This is a genomic window from Kitasatospora herbaricolor (assembly GCF_030813695.1).
Classification (GTDB): domain Bacteria; phylum Actinomycetota; class Actinomycetes; order Streptomycetales; family Streptomycetaceae; genus Kitasatospora; species Kitasatospora herbaricolor.
Genome location: NZ_JAUSVA010000002.1, coordinates 1718961 through 1738320 on the forward strand (window position 1 = coordinate 1718961; position 19360 = coordinate 1738320).

Below are 19360 nucleotides of genomic sequence, written 5' to 3' on the forward strand. Positions count from 1 at the left end.
GACGCCTGCCTGGAAGATCTCTCTTCCGACACCGAGAACACTACCAGGTCGCGGCGGTGCTCCGGCACCGGCCGGCCCCGGCCGGCCGGGCGTCAGCCGCCCGTCGGCCGTGCCGAGTTCGGCCGCCCGTCACCGGAGCCGGCCCGCCGCCCGCCGTCAGAGGTGCTTGGCGATCTCGGGCAGCAGCTCCTTGAAGGTGCGGCCGGCGGCCGGTTCCCCGATCGCGGTCAGCTGCCAGCCGGTGCCCGCCCGGTGGACCTTGGCCATGATCTGGGCGGTGTACGGGCCGCCGCCGGTCAGGGTGTAGCGGGCGAGCTCGGTGCCGTTGCTCTCGTCCACCAGGCGGCAGAAGGCGTTCTGCACCTCCTGGAAGGTCTGCCCGGTGAACGAGTTGACGGTGAAGACGATCTGCTCGACCTGCGCCGGCACCTTCTGCAGGTCCACCACGATGGACTCGTCGTCGGCGCCCTGGCCGGCGCCGCCGGTCAGGTTGTCGCCGCTGTGCCGCACCGAGCCGTCCGAGCTGGTCAGCTTCTGGAAGTAGACCACCTCGACCGGCTTGCTGCCCGCGAACAGCACGGCCGAGGCGTCCAGGTCGATCTCCCTCGGGAGCAGCTTGGCCAGGAAGCCCTTGCGCGGCGAGGCCTTCCAGCCGAGGCCCATCCGCACCACGCTGAGCGCCCCTCCGCCGGCCTTCTCCAGGCTGATCCGCTGTCCCTTGCCGAGGTTGACGCTCATGAGTCCTGCTCTCCTTGTGTCGGCCGACGGTCGGACGATGCGCTTGTGCACCGGCTCGGACCGCCGGTGCGCCGGGCCGCCGGCGGCGGGCCCTGGCCGCTGCCCGCGGTACCGGTCAGACGTTGACCCCGTAGTCGGAGGCGATGCCCCGCAGACCGGAGGCGTAACCCTGGCCGATCGCCCGGAACTTCCACTCGGCGCCGTAGCGGTAGAGCTCCCCGAAGACCATCGCGGTCTCGGACGAGGCGTCCTCGCTGAGGTCGTAGCGCGCCACCTCGCTGCCGTTGGCCTGGTTGACGATCCGGATGAAGGCGTTGCGGACCTGGCCGAAGTTCTGCAGCCGGGCGTCGGCGTCGTAGATCGACACCGGGAAGACCACCTTGGTGACGTTGGCGGGGACGTTGGCCAGGTCGACCTTGATCTGCTCGTCGTCGCCGTCCCCGCCGCCGGTGAGGTTGTCGCCGCTGTGCTCGACCGAACCCTCGGGGCTGCGCAGGTTGTTGAAGAAGACGAAGTGCTGGTCGGAGACCACCCGTCCGGCGTCGTTGCACAGCAGGGCGCTGGCGTCGAGGTCGAAGTCGGCCCCGGTGGTGGAGCGGACGTCCCAGCCGAGGCCCACGATGACCGCGGTCAGCCCCGGGGCCTCCTTGGTCAGCGAGACGTTGCCACCCTTGGCCAGCGAGACTCCCATGATGCCCTCCTGGGGATTCCCCGTGCCGGGCCCGGAACGCCCGGCTCTCTGTGGTTCGGGGATCATAAATCTACAACACTGTAGAGAACAGGAGAATCTGTCCGGCCGTCATCGGTGCGCACCGGTGCCGGCGGTGACGGCGGAGCCCGCGACTCCGGCAAAAGCCGGGCAAAGGCCCGGCAAAGATCCAGGCCGGACCGGTCAGTAGGATGGACAGCGCGCCCGAGCAGGACCGGGCGGCGAGACCGGAGGGAGAGCCCGGCATGGGCACCGAACAGCAAGCGCCCGCCGAGCACCCGCGGGTGCGCAGGCGCGGGCAGGGCGAGCTGGAGGCGCAGGTCCTGGCCGCGCTCCAGGCGGCGCCCGGCCCGGCGACCGCGGTCTGGGTGCAGCAGCACCTCGGCGACGGGCTGGCCTACACCACGGTGATGACCATCCTGTCCCGACTGCACGCCAAGAAGGCCGTCTCCCGGAGCCGTTCGGGCCGCTCGTACGTCTGGCGGGCCGCCTCCGACACCGCCGGGCTGGCCGCCCTGCGGATGCGCCGGGTGCTCGACAACGAGGCCGACCGGGACGCCGTCCTGGCCAGCTTCGTGAGCACCCTGCTCCCCGACGACGAGAACCTGCTGCGGGCCCTGCTGGACAGCGCCGTCGACGACGGAAGCTGACGCCCGTGGGCGTCTTCGTCTTCCTCCCGCTCGTCCTGCCGCTGACCGCGCTGCCGATCGCCAGGCTGGCCGAACTGCACCTGCACCCCCGCACGACCGCCCGGCTGCTGACCGCGCTCAGCGTGGTGATGGGCGTGTGCAGCACGCTCTGCCTGGGCCTGCTCGGCGTGATCGGCACCGCCCAGATCCCCGGCAACCCGCTGCCGGACAGCTGGTCCGCCCCGCAGGTCCGGGACGCGGTGCCGTTCCACGAGGCGGTCGGCTTCGGCAGCATCGCACTGCTCTGCGCCGTCACGGTGGCCTGCGGCGCCACCCTGGGACGCCACCTGCGGGTCCGGCGCCGGCTACGGCACGCGCTGGCCGCCGTCCCGCACGAGCGGGACGTCGCCGTCCTGCCGGACCGCACGCCGTACGCCTACGCGCTGCCCGGGCGCCCGGGGCGGGTGGTGGCCTCCAGTGCGATGGCCACCGGTCTGGCGCCGGACGAGTACCAGGCCCTGCTGGCGCACGAGCGGGCCCATCTGACTTACCGCCACCACCGGATCCTGCTGGCCACCCGGCTCGCCAGCCGGGTCAACCCGTTCCTGCGGCCGTTGCAGGCCGCCGTCGCCTTCGGCGCCGAACGCTGGGCCGACGAGGAGGCCGCCGAGGCGGTCGGCGACCGGCGGCTGACCGCCCGCGCGGTGGCCAACGCCGCCCTGCTCCTCCACCGGGCAGGCGGCGACCCGACCCCGCCGGGCCTGGCCGCCTTCGCGGCGCCCGGCCCCGTCCCGCGCCGGGTCGCCGCCCTGCTGGGGCCCGTCCCGGCGGCCGACGGCTGGCCGCCCGCGCACAGCCCGGCCGGTCTGGCGGCGATGGTCGCGGCGGCGGGAACGGCGGCCTCGGCGCTGTCCGCGGTGAACGCGGCGGTCGCGCTGCTGCTGGTGCTGAAGGCCGCGACGCCGCTCTAGGGCGTGTCCGGCGCCGGGACGGGCGGTTCGCCCCCGGCCGGGGGTTCCCGGCCGGCCGGCCCCGGGTGACGGTGGCCCGACGGCCGGCTGCCGGCCGGCTCAGACCACGGCGCCCGGCCCCGCCGGGGGGAGCATCGCCCGGTAGCCGGCGAGCATCGCGCGCAGGCCGGTCTCGAAGGCCTGGTCGGCGCGCTCCCGGCCGGCCGGCTGCGGACGGTGGTGGCCCCACTGGCCTCGACCGTGCTGCTCTGCGGCGCGACGGCACTGGTCTGCTGGAAGCTGGACCTCTTCACCGGCGCCGGGCCGGAGGTCGACCGGCCGCTGATCGCGATCGTCCCGGTGGTCTTCCTGACCGGAGTCCTCCTCGCCCTGCGGCTGCGGGCGCGCCGGCCGGCGGTGCACGCCCGGCTGGGGACCACCGAGGTCGACGCCGCCGACCCGGCGGTCTGAGGCCGGCCGGCGGCGGACCCCGCGCGGGCAGCGGGCCGGGCGGCGGCCGGGCGGCGAGCCCGACCCGCCGCCCCGTCGCGCGCTCACCCGTTCGGCCCGCCCGCCCTGCGCCGTTACGCCGCCAGGGTGAGGCTGCAGGGGAGCCGCGCCCGGAGGCGCACCGGCTCGAACGGCCGCGCACGAACACCGCGCGCGAAGCCCCCGCACGAACCCCACGCCCGAACGTCCAGCCGCCGAACGGAGTCGCATTCATGAAGGCCGCCGTCGTCAAGGACTTCACCGCCCCGCTGGAGATCGAGAACCGTCCGGTGCCGAAGCCGGCCCCGCACCAGGTCCTGGTGCGGATCGAGGCCTCCGGGCTGTGCCACACCGACATCCACGCCGCCCACGGGGACTGGCCGGTGAAGCCCGCACCGCCCTTCGTGCCGGGCCACGAGGGGGTCGGCATCGTCGAGGCCGCCGGGGAGCAGGTCCGACACGTGGCGATCGGCGAGCGGGTCGCCATCGCCTGGCTCGCGGACGCCTGCGGCCGCTGCGACCAGTGCGTCTCCGGCTGGGAGACGCTCTGCCTCCAGCAGCACAACAGCGGCTACTCGGTGGACGGCGCGTACGCCGAGTACGCGCTGGCGCACGGCGACTACGTCGTCCCGGTGCCTGAGGGGCTGGACCCGCTGGACGCGGCGCCGCTGTCCTGCGCGGGCGTCACCACGTACAAGGCGGTGAAGGTCTCCGGGGCCCGCCCGGGCACCCGGGTGCTGGTCTCGGGCATCGGCGGCCTCGGTCACCTGGCGCTGCAGTACGCCCGGATCAGCGGCGCCGAGACCATCGCGGTCGACATCACCGACGACAAGCTGCAGCTGGCCCGCGACCTCGGCGCCGACCATGTGATCGACGCCCGGACGGCGGACGTCGCCGCCGAGGTCCAGAAGCTCGGCGGCGCGCACGCGGCCGTCGCCCTGGCGGTGAACAACGCCTCCTTCCAGGCGGCGTACGGGGCGCTCCGGCGGGGCGGCACGCTGGTGCTGGTCGCGCTGCCCGCCGAGGGAAGGCTCGAACTGCCGGTCTTCGACACGGTGCTGAACGGCACCAGCGTGATCGGCTCCATCGTCGGCACCCGCGAGGACCTGGCGGAGGTGTTCCGGCTGCACGCGCTGGGCCGGACCAAGGTGATCCGCGAGTCGCGCCGCCTCGACGAGGTCAACAGCTGCTTCGAGGACATCCTCTCGGGCCGGGTGACCGCCCGTCTGGTCTTCGACCTGCGCTGACCGGCGCGGCCGAGGGGGCGGACGGACATGGCGGCCCGGGCGACCGGCGGGTGCCAGGGCCGGACGGCGGCGTGCCGGGCTACCGGACGATGAGGTCCAGCAGCCCGGCCCGTCCGCCCTCGCGCCAGGCCCGGCGCTGACGCTGGGCTCCCGTCCCCGCCGCCAGGAAGTCGCCCAGCAGGGCCTCGGTCCGTGCGGCGTCGCCCGTCTCGGCGAGCCCGGGCGCCGCGTACTCCATGAGCTCCTCGACGACGGCGGCCGCCGGGCGGGCGAACGCGAGACCGGGCGAGGTCAGCCGGCTGTCGAGCCCGTTGTGGGCGGCCTGCCAGGTGGCGGCCCGCAGCATCTCCTCCTCCGGGCGCAGCGGCGGCACGCCGGCGCGCTCCTCCGCCAAGGCCGACGCCACCAGGGCCCGGACCAGGGCGGCGAAGAGTTCGGCGTCCTGCGGCAGCAGCTGCACGTCGGCGGCCCGGACCTCGATGGTGGGGTACCGCTCGGAGAGCCGCGCGTGCCAGTACAGGGCGCCGCGGTCCCGGATCAGTCCGGTGTCCTGCAAGGCCCGCACCCGCCGTTCGTAGTCCGCCGCGTCGCGGAACGCCGGCGGCTGGCCGCTGGCCGGCCAGCGGTCGAAGTGGATCGTCCGCCAGCTCGCGAAGCCGGTCTCCTTGCCCTGCCAGAAGGGGGAGTTCGCGGCCATCGCGACCAGGACGGGGAGCCAGGGCCGGATCCGGTTGAGGACGGCGACCCCGCTCTCCCGGCCGGGGACGCCCACGTGCACGTGCATGCCGTTCAGCATGAGGTCGTCCACCAGCTGCGGGGCGTCGGCCCGCGCGGTCAGGTAGCGGGCGTGGTCGGTGACCGGCACCGGGGTGAGCCCCTGGAAGGGGGCCGCACCGACCGGACCGATCCGGCAGCCCGACTTCTGCGCCGCGGTGCCGACCGCGTCGCGCAGGCGCACCAGATGGTCCGCCGCCTCGGCGAGATCCTCGCAGACGGGGGTGGCCACCTCGACCTGCACCTGCAGCAGCTCGTGCTGGGCCTCCTCCGGGCGCAGGTCCGGCAGCAGGTCCGCGGCGGCCAGCACCTCCGCCGCCCGGGGCACCGGCACTCCGCTCACCTCGTCGATGAGCAGGTACTCTTCCTCGATTCCGAAGGTCAGCATGGCGCGCGGCTACCCCGCCGGGCCCGGGTCAATCCGCCGCACCCGCGCTCAGGTCACGGGTGCCGGCGCGGGGCCCGGGCCGGGCGCCGGGAAGGGACCGGGCCCGGGGTCGGGAGCGGGTCCGTCCGGCCAGGGGTCCGGGCCCGGCGCGGGCGGCGCCGGGGGCACCGGATCGGGACCGCCGGGCGCCGGCAACGGGCCGGGGAGCGGCCCGGGGCCCGGACCGCCGGGGCCGGGGGCGGGCGTGGGGTTGGGGGGTACGGGGTCGGGCGGGCGGGTCATCAGGGGCTCCTCCGCAGGTGGCTCGGGTCGGTGATCGTGCGCGGTGGCGGTGCTCCGGGGGCGGTCGTCGCCCCGGCCGGCGTCCCCTCCGCGGCAGCGGGCGTCCGACCGGGCCGGCGTCCCGGCCGGAAACCCGCCGAAGCCGCGCCTACCCGGATACCGCCGAAGCATGACCGCCCGCGCGGGGCCGGCGGGTCGCCGGCACCTGCCTCGGCCGCACGATTGCGGGCCCGTACGGTTGTGGGCCCTCCCGGTTCGGAGCCTCACGGTTTCAGGACTTCACGGTTTCAGGGCTTCACGGTTTCGGGCTTCACGGTTTCGGGGCCGGGGTCTGCGGGCCCGGCGGCCCGTGCTGGGGCGCCGGCGGCCCGGGCAGCCGCGGCCCCGGCCCGGGCGGGCGGTCCGGAGCGGGCCGGCCTGTGCCGCCCGCCAGGACGTCCGCGAGCGCGGTGGCCAGGGCCAGCAGCACGAAACCGATGGCGACGACCAGCCCCAGCTGGAAGGCGCCGGCCCAGTCCTGCGGGTGGCCGTCCAGCCTGGTGAAGAAGACCGCGCCGACGGCGGCGATGCCCGCCGCGGACCCGATCCGCTGGGCGGTCTGCAGCACGCCGCCCGCACTGCCCGCCCGGGCCACCGGCACCTCGGCGAGGGTGAGCACCTGGTTGGGCGAGATCACCAGCCCGCTGCCGATCCCGGCCAGCAGCAGCGGCGGCGCGGTCAGCCAGCCGACGTGCGGGCCCGACCACAGGTGCACCACCCCGCCGGACACCGCCAGCCCGACCGCGACCAGGAGGAGACCGACGGTCACCAGCGGCCGGCCGAAGCGGTGCACCACCCGGCCTCCGACGGCGGCCCCGGCACCGGAGCCGAGGGCGAAGGGCGTGATGGACAGTCCCGCCGCCAGCGCGCTGTAGCCCAGACCGTTCTGCAGGTACAGCGTGAAGATGAAGAAGATCGCCGTGAAGCCGGCGAAGTACACCAGCGACAGCATGGTGCCCAGGGCGTAGGACCGCGCCCGGAACAGGTTCATGCTGACCAGCGGCTCGTGCCGGCGCCCGTACCGGCGCTCCCAGCCGGCGAACCCGGCCAGCAGCAGGAGGGCCACCGGCAGCAGCAGCCACTTGGCCGGGCCCGGCCACTGCCCCTGCTCGACCAGTGGCAGCAGGAGCAGGACCGTCCCCGCTCCCAGCAGCAGGACGCCCACCGGGTCGAAGTCGCGGCCCGTGGCCCGCCCGGCCCGGGCCGCGCGGGCCGAGGGCGGCGGGAGCAGCCGGTAGGCCAGGGGCAGCGCGACCAGCCCGATCGGCAGGTTGACGTAGAACACCCAGCGCCAGCCGTCCGCCGTACCGAAGATCTCGATCAGCAGCCCGCCGAGCAGCGGGCCCACCGCGGTCGAGACGCCGATGGTGGCGCCGAGCAGGCCGAAGGCCCGGCCCCGCTCGGTGCCCTGGAAGAGCTCCTGGATGAAGCCGGAGACCTGGGGGACGAGGATGCCGCCCGCGACGCCCTGGACGAGTCTGGCCGCGATCAGCCAGCCCTCGTTCTGGGCGGCGCCGGCCAGCGCGCTGGTGAGGGTGAAGAGGGCCAGTCCGCTGATGAAGACGGCTCGCCGGCTGCGTGCGTCGCCGAGCCGTCCCGCCGGGACGAGGGCCAGGCCGAAGGTCAGCGCGTAGCCCGAGAGGACCCACTGCAGGCCGCTCTCGGACAGGCCGAGCCCGGCCCGGACGGAGGGCAGCGCGACGTTGACGATGCTGACGTCGAGCAGCGTCATGAACCCCGCGACCAGGCAGACCGCCAGCGCCTGCCAGCGGTGGTCCCGTCCCCCGGCCCGACCTGCTCGACCGGCCTGACCGGCCTCGCGGGGACGCCCGGCGCTCATGTCGGCCGGCACGCTGCCGCCCGGCGCTCGTGGCGGGTGTGGCCGGTTGCCCGGCGGTCCCGGTTCGCCATCGTTCCTCCGTCCGGCGCAGGAGGCGGCGCAGCCCGAACGCGCGTGCGCCGCCCGTCCAGTGTCGGCCGAACGGCCGAACCCGGCTCGTCCAGCCGGGTGCACCGGGCCCCACCCCCTCCCGCGGGCCGCCCGGAGCGGGCGGCGGACCGAGGACACATGAGGCGGCCCGGCCGGGGCAGACGGGTGCCGTGGCCCTGGACGCTCCGGGGAGCACCGAGACGAGGAGACCTCATGTCATTTCTGTGGGCGATCATCGCCGGTCTGATCATCGGCCTGCTCGCGAGGCTGCTGCTGCCGGGCCGGCAACCGATTCCGATCTGGCTGACGATCCTGCTCGGAGTGGTCGGCGCCGTGGCCGGCAACGCCCTCGCCAGTGGCCTCGGGGTCCGCGACACCGGCGGGATCGACTGGATCCGGCACCTGCTCCAGATCGGCGTGGCCGCCGCGCTGATCACCGTGGTCAGCCCGGCCTGGGGCCGTCGCCGAAGCTGACCGGACTCCTGTCGCCGGCCCCGCCGCCCAGCACGGGCCGCGGGGCCGGTGGCCGTCCCGGCGGAGATTCTGACCTGGCGGCAGATTCTCCGTCGGCGAAGGAGTGCCGGGCGCGAAGAGGGGCAGGCGATGGACACCTGACGACTCCGCCGGAGGCTGCCGCGCATATGAACGCCCACACGAACCCGCCCGCCGAACCGCCCACCGACCCGGCCGGCACCGCGTTCACCGGCCGCTCCACCGCTCCGGGCGCGACGCCGGCACCCCCTGCGGCCACCCCCGCGACCGGCGGCGCCGGCACCGGCCCCGACCACCCCCGGCGGGGCACCCGGGTCGAGCGGTCGCTCCCCGCACACCTGGCCGGCCCCGTCCCCCGGACCCTGCGGATGGTGCTCCGCTACGACCCCGGGGCGCCGTACGAGGTCTCGCTGAGCTTTCCGGCGCCGGCCCTGCTGGCGGACGGCCTGGAGGTCGAGGACGGCGGCCGGGCCGAGGACGGCATCGTCTGGACCGTCGCCCGGGAGCTGCTGAATGAGGGCGTGCACGAGCCCGCCGGCCTGGGCGACCTGCGGCTGCGACCGGCGGGCGCCGGCCTGACGCGGCTGGAGTTCTACGGGGACGGCGGCGTCGCCCTCGTCCACACCGACACCGCCGGGCTGGCCGCCTTCCTCGCCGAGGCCGAGGAGTCGCTGCCGGCCGGCGAGGAGCACCACGGGATCGACTGGCCCGAGACCGTCGAGGCGCTGCTGCGCCACGCGAACCGGGCCTAGCATTCCGTTGCGCCATCGTCGTCCCCCGCCACGACGCGCGTCGTCCCGCGTCACGTGCGCGTGTGGGACGGCCGGCAAGCGCCCCGCTGTCCGGTCCGCGCGGAGGAGATCGGACAGCCGGACCGGGTGGCGGCCCACGGCCCGGCCCGGGAGGACTGCGAGGAGGTCCGCAGGTGCGGCCAGGCCCCCGGAGAGCTGCCCGGTCGTGAGCGCTCCGGGTTCGCCGGGGACGTCGTGGACCTCGTCGCCGGGGACGGACCGGACGCAGTCGTGCCCGAGCACCCCCGCACCGCCGGCCGGCGCCTCGACGCGTCCTGGCGCCGGCTCGAACGTGTGCCGAGGCTGAGGGAGCGGGATCTGCCGAGGTTCACCGGCCAGGTGGTCATGCTGCCGGCCCTGGGTCACCCGGCCGTCAGGTCCGCCGGGCTCGCCGGGCCCGTCGGCCGCGCCGGACCGGCCGGAAGCTCCCGGCCGGGATCGGCGAGCAGAGCGGGCAGCCCCTCCAGCGAACGGAGCGCGCCGGGGGTGCGGCCGGTCCGGTCCAGCAGCACGGCCGCCATGCCCGCCGCCCGGGCGGCCGCCACGTCCTCCACCGGGTGGTCGCCGATGTGCAGGACCGCGGCGGGCGGGACGCCCAGCCGTTCGGCGGTGAGCCGGTAGATGCCGGGATCGGGTTTGTGGACGCCGCACTCGGCGGCCCTGGTGACCACGGTGAAGACGGTGTCCAGGCCGAGCGGACCGAGGTCGGTGATGCCGTTGGTGGTGAGCGCGAGCGGCAGCGAGGCGGCCAGCCGGCGCAGCACCTGTCCGGTCTCCGGGTAGAGCAGGGTGCGTTCGGCCCGGACGGCGAGGAAGGCCCGGTACACCTCCTCGGCGAGCGGACCGGGGCGCTCGCACCCGAGGCGCCTGGCGGACTCCGCGAGGGCCGCCCGGCGGATCTCGCCGAAGCCGGCCCCGGGCATCCGCCGCGCCACCTCCTCGCGGATCTCCTGCAGCCGGCCGACGGTGACGGCGCGTCCGCCGCAGGCTTCCGACAGCAGTCGGGCGGCGTGCGCGATCGCCGGGGCGAAGCCGGATCCGAAGTCCCACAGGGTGTCGTCCCCGTCGAAGGAGAGCGCCGCGACGGGCAGGGGCATGGCAGGGCTCCGTCCAGGTCCGTCCCGCGCACCGCCCCCGCTGGCGGACGCCGGACGCACCGACCCTATCCGGCCGGGGGTGGCCCGGCGCCGGTCGCGACCGGGCCTCTTCACCGGCCCGGCGCAGTCCGGGCCGACGCAGTCCGACAGCGCGGGGCCGACCGGGCGGCGGGCCGTGGCGGGCCGGGGCGGGCCGGTCCTGGCGGCGGGTCCGGTCCGCCGGGGATGCCCCGGCGGGCGGCGTGCCGCGTCCGCTGACGGTACGTCGGCGGCCTTGGCATGACGCCACGCAACAGCCATGTGAAATGAACATGTTGAAGGCTCCGACCGCATTGCGGGCGACTTCCGGCGGACCCTACGGTCGCTCCCGAGGCCGCCGGAGATCGCTCCCCCCGGCCACCGCGCCGGCCGGGCGGCACCCGGCCACCCGTACCCGCCCACCCACCGGCGGCCGCACCGTCACGCACCGGCACGACCGACCGGCCCAGGGGCACCCAGCCACCGGGCGGGCCGGGCCGTGCCCGTTCGGGAGCACGGGGCCGCCCACCCGTCCACGAAAGGGACAGCCTGATGAGCCGGAACGACCGGAACCTCGTCGGACGGCGGGGATTCCTCGCCGGAGCAGCCGCCGTCGCCGCCGCACCCTCCCTGGGCGCCCTGGCCGCCGCGGCCCCGGCGGCGGCCGCACCCGCCGCCTCCGCCGCGCGCCCCAACATCCTGGTCATCCTCACCGACGACCAGCCCAAGCAGACCGAGTGGGCCACCCCCAAGACCGTCGCCTGGCTCGCCGACCAGGGCGTACGGTTCACCGCCGGCCACGTCGCGACCCCGCTCTGCGCACCGTCCCGCTCGTCGATCTTCTCCGGCCGCCAGGCGCACAACCACGGCGTGCTCGACAACTCCTCGCCGTACAACCTCGACCAGCACACCACCGTGCAGCGCTACCTCAAGCAGGCCGGCTACCGCACCGGCCTGTTCGGCAAGTACCTGAACGCGTGGCACGCCGCCGACAACCCGCCGCACTTCGAGGAGTGGCTGCTGGAGAGCCCGGTCGTCTACAACGACGGCACCTGGAACGACAACGGCACGGTGCGGGCCATCCCCGGCTACAGCACCACGGTCATCAAGAACCGCACCCTCGCCTTCCTCGACAAGGCCGCCGCCGACCCCCGGCCGTGGTTCGCGTTCGTCGCGCCGAAGGCCTCGCACGAACCGAACACACCCGAGGCGAAGTACGCCGACACGCCCGTCCCCGCGTGGAACGGCCGGCCCGGCGTCACCGAGCCGGACCGCAGCGACAAGCCGGACTTCATCCAGAACGCCACCGGCACCCTGGCCGACGCGCAGGCGCTGCGCCGCCGCCAGCTCCGCACCCTGCTCTCGGTCGACGACGCCGTGCAGGCCTTCCACGACAAGCTGGCCGCGCTCGGCCAGTTGGAGAACACCCTGGTCTTCTACCTCGGCGACAACGGGTACACCTGGGCCGACCACGGGTGGCTGAAGAAGTCGGTGCCCTACCGGCCCTCGATCGAGGTGCCGTTCTACGTCTCCTGGCCGGCCGGCGGGCTCGGCTCCGGCACCGTCGACAACCGGATCGTGGCCAACATCGACATCGCCCCGACCATCCTGGACGCGGCCGGCATCACGCCCGACACCCCGCAGGACGGTCACTCGCTGCTGACCGGGTACAGCCGCGACCACCTGCTCGTCGAATGGTGGAAGCACGGCACCGCGGCGGGCGGCCCGCACACCTGGTCCTCGTACGTCAGCGACACCGAGCAGTACACCGAGTACTACCAGATCCACACCGACGCGGCCGGCAAGCCCGCCGGCACCGGATCGGTGCTGTTCCGCGAGTACTACGATCTCGTCAACGACCCGCACCAGCTGACCAACAAGCTCTACCAGGCCACCCCGCAGCAGGAGCAGCAGCTCGGCATCCCGGCGCTGGCCGCCGCGCTGGCCGCCGAGCGCTCGGCCTGACCCGCTCGGCCTGACCCGCCGGATCCGTGCCGGCGGGTCCGTGCCACCGGGTCCGTCCCCCACCGGGCCCCGGGCGGGCGGGCCGGAGCACCACGCTCCGGCCCGCCCGCCGGCCGTCCCCGCCACCCCGACGACCCCTGGACGTACCGATGCTCGCCTGCTGCGCCCCGCAGAACCCCTCCTTCGGCCAGAACGCCTCCTGCGGCGGGCGATCGGCCGGCCCGGCGCTGCTCACCCTCGCACTCCCGGCCGCCCGGCCGCCGGCCCCGGCCGCGGCGCCGTCCCCCGCCGCGCTGCGGGCCGCCCGCGGCCTGCTCGACCTGCCCGGCGGGCGGTTCCTGATGGGCACCGACGACCCCGCGGGCTTCCCCGCCGACGGCGAGGGACCGGTCCGCGAGGTGGGGGTCGGCGCCTTCCGGATCGCCCCGACGACCGTCACCAACGCCGAGTTCGCCTCCTTCGTCAAGGAGACCGGCCACACCACCGACGCCGAACGCTTCGGCTTCTCCTTCGTCTTCGGCGGCTTCCTGTCCGAGGAGCTGCGGGCCGCCTCCCGCACGGTCGTCGGCACCCCCTGGTGGCACGCGGTGGAGGGCGCGGACTGGCGGCACCCCGAAGGGCCCGGGTCCGGCTTCGCCGCCCGGCAGAACCACCCGGTGGTGCACGTCTCCTGGAACGACGCCCGGGCCTACTGCGCGTGGTCCGGCACCCGGCTGCCCACCGAGGCCGAATGGGAGTACGCCGCGCGCGGCGGCCTGGAGCAGCGGCGCTACCCCTGGGGCGACGAACTGGCCCCGGGCGGGCGGGAGATGCTCAACATCTGGCAGGGTGTCTTCCCGACCTCGAACACCGGACGGCACCGCGGCACCGCCCCCGTCCGCTCCTACCGCCCGAACGGCTTCGGCCTGTTCAACACGGTCGGCAACGTGTGGGAGTGGTGCGCCGACTACTTCAGCGCGGACTTCCACCGCACCGGGCCGCGGACCGACCCGGCGGGCCCGCCGAGCGGCAGCGCACGGGTGATGCGCGGCGGCTCGCACATGTGCCACGACTCCTACTGCAACCGCTACCGGGTGGCCGCCCGCAGCTCCAACACGCCCGACAGCTCCACCGGGAACACCGGCTTCCGGGTGGCCTCGGCCGCCCGAGGCTGAGGCCCAACGGCCCGCCGGGGCAGCGCCGGGCGCACTGCCCCGGCGGGCCCGGTCACCGGCCGATCCCGATGGTGAGCCGGCTCGGCGGGTCGGCGTCGGGCAGGATCCGCACCGAGCTCTGGTCGTTGACGTCGTCGTAGGCGAACCCGCAGGCCCGGTGGCCCAGGCCGACGCAGTGGAAGAACCCGGCGTAGTCGTTCTTGGCGGTGGGGGCCGGGTAGTACGCGCCCGGGGCGTACCACCTGGTGGTGTCGAGCGCGACGCCCCGGTTGAAGGCGGCGCAGTGGCCGTCCCGAGGACGAGCACGTAGACCTGACTGTCGGGCCGGATGCCGCGGGTGTTGTTCCGGAACACGACGGGGAGGGTACCGGGGCCGCCCGGCGGGGGCGTGCCGCCACCGGGCGGCGGCGAGATCGACATCATGGAGAACGTCCAGGGCATCAACAACGAGTGGGCCACGATGCCCTGCGGCACCGGCCCCGGCGGCCCCTGCGACGAGAAGTGCGGAATCGGCGGCCGGAAGGTGTGCAGCCCCGGCACCTGCCAGAGCGGCTTCCACACCCAAGGCATGGCGTGGGACCGCGGCACCAGCCCCGAGCAGGTGCGGTTCTACCTCGACGCCGCCGGCGGTGTCAGCGGCCTGGTCGAGGTCCGCCTCGACAGCCGGACCAACGCGCCGGTCGGCTCGTTCGCCGTCGCCGACACCGGCGGCTCGCAGAGCCGGCGGTCCGTGCCCGCCAACATCGCCGCCGTCACCGGCACCCACGACGTCCACCTGACGTTCACCAGCGGTCGGCCGGCCGACTTCGTCAATCTCAACTGGTTCGCCTTCGGCCACTGACCGTCCGCAGCCGGAACGCGGGGAGCGGCGGCCGTCCCACCGCGGGCGCCGCTCCCCGCACCACCTGCCCCTTCGCCCCTTCGCCCGCCACTTCGCCGGGGCCGCGCCGTTCCGGCATGCCGACGGCGGGTGTCCGGGCCGCCCCACGGCACCTCGGTCACCCGCCGTCGCTTCCCGACCGGCCCACACCGATCGGTCCTTGACCGCACGCCCTCGTCGGCGGTCAGTCCATGGGGGTCAGTCCTTGACCGCGCCCGCCAGCCCGGAGACCAGCTTGCGCTGGACGGCCACGAAGAAGACCAGCACCGGCAGGGTCATCAGGGTGGACGCGGCCATGATCCCGCCCCAGTCGTTCTCGTCCGGCTTGAAGAAGACCAGCAGGGCCGAGGGGAGGGTCTGGTTCTGGGTGGCGCTGATGATGAAGGTCTTCGCGAAGACGAAGTCGTTCCAGGCCGCGATGAACGAGAACACGCTGGTCGCGGCGAGGCCCGGCGCGACCAGTGGCAGCAGGATCCGCCACAGGATGCGGGTGCGGCTCGCGCCGTCGATCTGGGCGGCCTCCTCGATGGAGACCGGAACGGCCGCGACGAAGCCCCGCATCATCCAGATCCCGAACGGCAGCGAGAAGGCCAGCTGCACCAGGATCAGCGAGGCCAGCGTGTTCAGCCCGATGCCGGGAGCGAACCGGCCGGCGTCGCGGAACATGAAGAACAGCGGGATGGTCAGCGCCTCGACCGGGATCATCTGGGCGATCAGGAACATCACCATCACGGTGGTCCGGAACCGGAACCTGAACCGGGTCACCGCCACCGCCGCCAGGAAGACCACCACGCCGGACAGCACCACCACCGCCAGCGCGATCACCACGCTGTTGAGGAAGTACCGGCCGAAGCCGTCCACTCCGAGGACCTGCCGGAAGCTCTCCAGCGTGGGGTGCGTCGTCCAGGGCCTGGGGTGCAGCGACTGCACCTCGCCCTTGGGCTTGAACGCGGAGAGCACCATCCAGAAGATCGGGAATGCGGCGACCACGGCCACCAGGTAGGCGGTGGAGTTGGCGGCCAGGCGCCAACGGCTGCGGGTGTTCACAGTTCGTTCCCCGTACGTCGCAGGGTGCGGATGTAGAGGGCCGTCGGGATGACCAGGATCAACAGCATGATCACGCCGATGGCCGCGCCGAGCCCGTACTGCGAGGAGGCGAAGGCCTTCTGGTACGCGTACACGTTGAGCACCAGGTTCTGCCCGGCGATGCCGCCGCCCGTGGTCATCACGTAGATCTGGGTGAAGACCTTGAAGTCCCAGATCACCGACTGGATCACCACGATGGTCAGGATCGGGCGCAGCATCGGGGCGGTGACCCGGCGGAACGTCGTCCAGGTGTTGGCACCGTCCAGCGAGGCGGCCTCCAGGATCTCGGCCGGGATCGCGTTGATGCCCGCGTACAGCGTGACCATCACGAACGGGTAGGAGTGCCAGACGACCACCGCGCCGACGATCAGGAACGCCGTCCACTTGTCGTAGAACCAGTTGTACTCGTGGAAGCCCGACAGGCCCAGCTTCACCAGGAGGTCGTTGACCAGGCCGAGGTTGGTGTCGAACAGGAAGCTCCACACCGTGGAGCCGGTCATGGCCGGTGCCGCCCAGGCCGCCATCGAGGCGGTGGTGAGCACGAGCCGGGCGGTCCGGCCGATCCTGGTCAGCAGGACGGCGAGGGCCGCGCCCACCACCAGCGTCGCGACCACGCAGAAGGCCGCGAAGCCGACGGTCTGCGCCAGCACCGTCCAGAACTGCTGGTCCGTCAGGATGCCGCGGTAGTTGTCGAAGCCGACGAAGCGGGTGGGCACGCCGCCCGACGCCTGCGCCTGGCCGAAGTCGAGCACCGAGAGCAGGCCCAGCTGGTAGATCGGGTACGCGACCAGCGGGATCAGGATGACGGCGGCCGGCAGGAGCAGCAGCAGCGGGGTGCGGCGCCGGCCGCGCGGGGGCGCGGCCGGGCCGGCGCCCCGGCGGCGCCCCGCGGGGGGAGCGGACGCCGCCGGGGCGGTCGTGGTGGGTGCGGACACGGGCGGGACCTGCTCTCAGTGCGCCGTGAAGGCGGTGTTGATCTGCTGCGCCGCGTCGCCGGACGCCTTGGCCACGTCGGCCTTTCCGGTGACGACCTGCTGGAGCAGGGTCGGGACGACCGCCTGCGCGTCGATCTGCGCCCAGCCCTGGTCCATCGGGACGAACCGGGTGCCGGCCGCGATGGTGTCGGTGAACGGCTTGAGGAACGCGTCCTTGGCGGCGACCGCGGTGTTGACCGACTTGAGGGTCGGCAGGTTGCCCATCGCGTCGTACATGGCCTGCTGGTTCGCGGGGCCGGCGAGCAGCTCGGCGAACTCGACGGCCAGGGTGCGGTGCTTGGCCGCCTTCATCACGCCGAGGTTGTTGCCGCCGGCGAAGGCGGGGGCGACCGAGCCGGCCTTGCTGCCGGGCAGCGGGACGACCGCGTACTTGCCCTTGGCCGGGCCCGCGTCGACCTTGCTGCGGCTGGAGTTGGGCAGGATCGCCATCGCGGCCTTGCCGGCCGCGAACAGGTCGACGGTCTTGCCGCCGGTGAGGTCCGCGCACTGCTGGGCCGGGCAGCCGTCGGCGCCGAACAGGTCGGTGTAGCGCTTGACGCCGGCCTGCGACTCGGCGGAGTCGATGGCCGCCTTGTACGTGTCGCCGTTCTTGGTGGCGATGTCGCCGCCCGCGTCCCAGACGAACGGCAGGGCGCCGAAGGTGTACTTGCCGCCGACGGCGATGCCGAAGGTGTCGGGGTGCTGGGCGTGCACCGCCTTGGTCGCGGCGACCAGTTCGTCGTACGAGGTGGGGGCGGCCAGCCCGGCCTCGGTGAACAGGTCGGTGCGGTAGTACAGCGCCCGGACGCCGACCCACCAGGGCAGGCCGTAGGTCTTGCCGTCCAGGACGGCGGTCTTGGCGATGGCCGGGTCGAGGTCGCCCTTCGAGGACCAGCCGTCCAGCTCCGCGCCGATCTCGGCCAGGCCGCCGGCCGCCACGTAGCCGGGGAGGTCGGTGTTGCCGAACTCGACCAGGTCGGGGGCGCTGGACGGGTCGTTGAAGGCGCCCTTCATCTTCGCCGCGCGGGCCGCCGCGTCGGTGTCGATGTAACTCACGTTGACGGTGACGCCCTGATGGGCCGCCTGGAACTCGGTGACCGCCTTGGCGACCACCGCCTCCTTGGGCGCGTTGCCGGCCTCGTTGTACAGCCAGACCTGCAGGGTGCCGGTCCTGTCATCGGCGGCCTTGCCGTCGGCGGGCAGGGCGGTGCCGGGCGAACAGGCCGACAGCGCGAGGCAGCCCACCGTCAGTGCGGCGGCCGTGGCGGTCCATCTGATGAGTCGCATGGGTGGAGACCTCCCGCCCGACAGCGACTGCTCCGGCGCCGGTCCGTGGGGGCGGACGCGCCGGAGCAGGCCCTGACCGGGGCCGATGGTGAAGAGAAGGGGGGGTTGGGGCGGGGCCGCCCGGCATACCGTGCCGGGGTTCCGCTCGATGCCGTGACGTTAAGCGGGGGCTCGCGCGGCCAACAAGAGACCCTTGCCGAAGTTTTGCATTGCACAACACCATGCCGAAGAATCGGCATCCGGGGCTCGGGGCGGTACCGTCTGAACCGGACGCGGGGCGCGTCCCCGGCACGCCCGGACGACTCGGCGCAGGTCAGCGCCCGGCTCCCCCGCCGGCGGCCCGCGCGCGACAGCACGGGCGTCGCGACAGCGCGCCGCAGGACAGGCACCACCCGGCGGACGGCCCGCCCGCCGGCGGCCGACGCGGCCCGCGCCCGTGGCGCGCGCACCAGAGAGGAACGCAGCGATGACGGAGAAAGCCACCGACGACGGACCGGCCCCGGCGGCACCGGCCGGGCGCAAGGCGGCGCCGGCGGTGCCGGGCGACCGGAACCAGTCCTCGTCGCTGCGCCGCGCGCTCGCCGTCCTCGGCCACGTCCGGGACCACGCCAACGGCGGGCGCGGCGTACCGCTCGGCCAGCTCGCGGAGGAGCTCGGCCTCAACAAGAGCACCGTGCTGCGGCTCACCGGCCCGCTGCTCGACGAGCACCTGCTCGACCGCGACCGGGAGACCGGCTGGTTCCGGCTCGGCCACGGCGCGCTGCGGCTCGGCCAGGCCTACCTCTCCACCCTCGACCTGCGCAGCGTCGCCGCCGAACACCTGCGCCGGCTGCAGCGGGAGGCCGGCGAGACCGTCCACCTGACGGTCTGGGAGAGCCCCGGCATCGTGTACGTCGACAAGGTCGAGGACGAGACCAACGTCCGGATGGCCTCCCGGGTCGGCAGCCGGGCCCCCGCCTACTGCACGGCCACCGGCAAGGCGATCCTGGCGTGGCTGCCCGACACCGAGGTCGAGGCGGTGGTCGACGCCGGGCTGCGGCCGGTCACCGCGTGGACCATCTCGGACGCCGAACGGCTGCGCGCCGACCTGGGCCGGATCCGCGCCCGCGGCTACTCGATAGACGACCGGGAGAACGAACCGGAGGTCCGCTGCGTGGCGGCGCCGATCTTCGACCACACCGGCGAGGTCACGGCGGCCCTGTCGGTCTCCGGCCTGATCTCCCGGATGACCGCCGCCCGGGTGCGCAACCTCGGCCCGGTGGTCGCCCAGGTCGGGCTGCGGATCTCCCGCGAACTGGGCTCGGACCGCCAGCCCACGGAGAGCACCGGGCGCCCTGCCAGGGCGTGAGCGGACGCGGGCCGCGGCACCGTCCGCCCCACTCCCCCGTCCCCCGTCCCCCGTCCCTACCCCGGCCCCGGCCCGGAGCGGCCGGGAAGGCTG

At 74.6% G+C, this 19360-nt stretch carries 18 protein-coding genes and 1 pseudogene; 10 read left to right on the plus strand and 9 right to left on the minus strand.

From position 1 onward, the window contains the following. Positions 1-156: 156 nt before the first annotated feature. The gene (locus J2S46_RS07865) at positions 157-738 is read right to left on the minus strand and encodes a TerD family protein (RefSeq protein WP_073927216.1); all 582 of its coding nucleotides are present in this window, start codon (positions 736-738) and stop codon (positions 157-159) included. Between the two features lie 115 nt (positions 739-853). Beyond that, the gene (locus tag J2S46_RS07870; RefSeq protein WP_191292005.1) at positions 854-1429 is read right to left on the minus strand and encodes a TerD family protein; all 576 of its coding nucleotides are present in this window, start codon (positions 1427-1429) and stop codon (positions 854-856) included. Between the two features lie 263 nt (positions 1430-1692). Here J2S46_RS07870 and J2S46_RS07875 point away from each other — a divergent pair, with 263 nt between their 5' ends. The 4 genes from J2S46_RS07875 (at position 1693) to adhP (ending at position 4762) form a co-directional block, all read left to right on the plus strand. Beyond that, complete coding sequence (locus J2S46_RS07875; protein WP_073927218.1) at positions 1693-2097, plus strand: BlaI/MecI/CopY family transcriptional regulator; 405 nt, start codon at positions 1693-1695, stop codon at positions 2095-2097. A gap of 5 nt (positions 2098-2102) precedes the next feature. Further along, a complete protein-coding gene (locus J2S46_RS07880; RefSeq protein ID WP_191292006.1) occupies positions 2103-3047 on the plus strand; it encodes a M56 family metallopeptidase in 945 nt (314 codons plus the stop codon). Between the two features lie 216 nt (positions 3048-3263). Continuing rightward, on the plus strand, positions 3264-3497 hold the full coding sequence (locus J2S46_RS07885) for a hypothetical protein (RefSeq protein WP_191292007.1): 234 nt from the start codon (positions 3264-3266) through the stop codon (positions 3495-3497). Positions 3498-3748: 251 nt separating this feature from the next. Then, positions 3749-4762, plus strand: coding sequence for an alcohol dehydrogenase AdhP (gene adhP / locus J2S46_RS07890; RefSeq protein WP_191292008.1), 1014 nt, complete (start codon positions 3749-3751; stop codon positions 4760-4762). A gap of 79 nt (positions 4763-4841) precedes the next feature. On the opposite strand, the gene J2S46_RS07895 is transcribed toward adhP, so the two are convergent. Both J2S46_RS07895 and J2S46_RS07900 read right to left on the minus strand, forming a co-directional pair. Then, positions 4842-5924 (minus strand): carboxylate-amine ligase, encoded by a 1083-nt coding sequence (locus tag J2S46_RS07895; RefSeq protein WP_191292009.1) that lies wholly within the window; start codon positions 5922-5924, stop codon positions 4842-4844. Between the two features lie 592 nt (positions 5925-6516). Continuing rightward, on the minus strand, positions 6517-8085 hold the full coding sequence (locus J2S46_RS07900) for an MFS transporter (protein WP_191292010.1): 1569 nt from the start codon (positions 8083-8085) through the stop codon (positions 6517-6519). 303 nt (positions 8086-8388) lie between these two features. Here J2S46_RS07900 and J2S46_RS07905 point away from each other — a divergent pair, with 303 nt between their 5' ends. Continuing rightward, on the plus strand, positions 8389-8649 hold the full coding sequence (locus tag J2S46_RS07905) for a GlsB/YeaQ/YmgE family stress response membrane protein (protein ID WP_073927224.1): 261 nt from the start codon (positions 8389-8391) through the stop codon (positions 8647-8649). 167 nt (positions 8650-8816) lie between these two features. Next, entirely contained in the window at positions 8817-9419 is a 603-nt protein-coding gene (locus tag J2S46_RS07910; protein WP_191292011.1) for an SsgA family sporulation/cell division regulator, read from the plus strand. 401 nt (positions 9420-9820) lie between these two features. Here the strand turns inward: J2S46_RS07910 and J2S46_RS07915 are convergent, their stop codons facing one another. Then, on the minus strand, positions 9821-10555 hold the full coding sequence (locus J2S46_RS07915) for an HAD family hydrolase (RefSeq protein ID WP_191292012.1): 735 nt from the start codon (positions 10553-10555) through the stop codon (positions 9821-9823). Positions 10556-11125: 570 nt separating this feature from the next. Here J2S46_RS07915 and J2S46_RS07920 point away from each other — a divergent pair. Together J2S46_RS07920 and J2S46_RS07925 are read left to right on the plus strand one after the other, a co-directional pair. Beyond that, positions 11126-12538, plus strand: a complete 1413-nt coding sequence (locus J2S46_RS07920) for a sulfatase family protein (RefSeq protein ID WP_191292013.1) — start codon at positions 11126-11128, stop codon at positions 12536-12538. Positions 12539-12687: 149 nt separating this feature from the next. Then, positions 12688-13692, plus strand: a complete 1005-nt coding sequence (locus J2S46_RS07925) for a formylglycine-generating enzyme family protein (RefSeq protein WP_191292014.1) — start codon at positions 12688-12690, stop codon at positions 13690-13692. Positions 13693-13744: 52 nt separating this feature from the next. On the opposite strand, the gene J2S46_RS40805 is transcribed toward J2S46_RS07925, so the two are convergent. Continuing rightward, positions 13745-14128, minus strand: a complete 384-nt coding sequence (locus J2S46_RS40805; RefSeq protein ID WP_191292100.1) for a beta-1,3-glucanase family protein — start codon at positions 14126-14128, stop codon at positions 13745-13747. Between J2S46_RS40805 and J2S46_RS07930 the strand changes: the two are divergent. After that, a pseudogene (locus J2S46_RS07930) lies at positions 14090-14533 on the plus strand (carbohydrate-binding protein); the annotation flags it as partial. The gene J2S46_RS40805 and the pseudogene J2S46_RS07930 overlap by 39 nt on opposite strands. 237 nt (positions 14534-14770) lie before the next feature. Here J2S46_RS07930 and J2S46_RS07935 read toward each other — a convergent pair. Genes J2S46_RS07935 through J2S46_RS07945 form a run of 3 tightly spaced genes read right to left on the minus strand, consistent with a single transcriptional unit; the run spans position 14771 to position 17919 of the window. After that, positions 14771-15619 carry a carbohydrate ABC transporter permease gene (locus J2S46_RS07935; protein ID WP_229913019.1) on the minus strand — a complete coding sequence of 283 codons (849 nt, stop codon included), beginning with the start codon at positions 15617-15619 and terminating at the stop codon, positions 14771-14773. Next, entirely contained in the window at positions 15616-16593 is a 978-nt protein-coding gene (locus tag J2S46_RS07940) for a carbohydrate ABC transporter permease (protein ID WP_191292016.1), read from the minus strand. The genes J2S46_RS07935 and J2S46_RS07940 overlap by 4 nt, the downstream gene beginning before the upstream one ends. A gap of 15 nt (positions 16594-16608) precedes the next feature. Next, complete coding sequence (locus J2S46_RS07945; RefSeq protein WP_191292017.1) at positions 16609-17919, minus strand: extracellular solute-binding protein; 1311 nt, start codon at positions 17917-17919, stop codon at positions 16609-16611. Between the two features lie 466 nt (positions 17920-18385). Between J2S46_RS07945 and J2S46_RS07950 the strand changes: the two genes are divergently transcribed. After that, positions 18386-19267, plus strand: coding sequence for an IclR family transcriptional regulator (locus tag J2S46_RS07950; protein WP_191292018.1), 882 nt, complete (start codon positions 18386-18388; stop codon positions 19265-19267). Positions 19268-19360 lie beyond the last annotated feature (93 nt).